The sequence below is a fragment of the Mesorhizobium sp. M7A.F.Ca.US.014.04.1.1 genome, from assembly GCF_003998745.1.
GTDB classification, from domain to species: Bacteria; Pseudomonadota; Alphaproteobacteria; order Rhizobiales; family Rhizobiaceae; genus Mesorhizobium; species Mesorhizobium ciceri.
The window spans coordinates 1-747 of record NZ_RZRW01001251.1; the positions used below are offsets into that span (position 1 = coordinate 1).

The window sequence follows — 747 nt, forward strand, 5'->3', positions numbered from 1 at the left end:
CGAGCCGCAGCAATGCGCCAGTAGCAGAACCAGCGTGAATGGTGCCGATGCCGCCTGGATGGCCGGTGCCCCAGGCCTTCAGCAGATCGAGCGCTTCCGCGCCGCGAACCTCACCGATCGGGATACGGTCGGGCCGAAGCCGCAGTGAGGACTTGACCAGGTCGGACAGCGAGGCGACACCATCCCTGGTGCGCAGCGCCACCAGGTTGGGCGCGGCACATTGCAGTTCGCGCGTATCCTCGATCAGGACCACGCGGTCGGTGGTTCTGGCAACCTCGGCCAGCAGCGCATTGACCAGCGTCGTTTTGCCAGTCGACGTTCCACCGGCGACCAGAACATTTTTCCTTTTTTCGACGGCAAGCCGCAGCACGTCGGCCTGGCCCACGGTCATGATCCCCGCAGTGACGTAATCCCCGAGGGCAAATACGGCGACCGCCGGCTTCCTGATGGCGAAGGTCGGCGCCATGACGACCGGCGGCAGCAGCCCCTCGAAACGTTCGCCTGTCTCCGGCAGTTCGGCCGATACGCGCGGCGCACCCGCATGCACTTCCGCTCCGACATGGTGGGCCACCACGCGGATGATGCGCTCGCCGTCGGCCGGGACCAGCAGTTCATCGGAGGCGCAGAGCCCTTTGCCCAGCCGGTCGACCCAGATGCGTCCATCCGGGTTCAGCATCACCTCAACGATCTCGGGATCCTCAAGGAAGCGGGCGATGGCCGGTCCAAGCGCCGTGCGCAGCATGCGCG

Annotated in this window: 1 protein-coding gene; it reads right to left on the minus strand. The window is 66.4% G+C overall.

Going from position 1 to position 747, the window contains the following annotated elements:
• Positions 1-747 (minus strand): P-type conjugative transfer ATPase TrbB (gene trbB / locus EOA22_RS35890; RefSeq protein WP_245478793.1); only part of this gene is annotated, 747 nt, incomplete at both ends.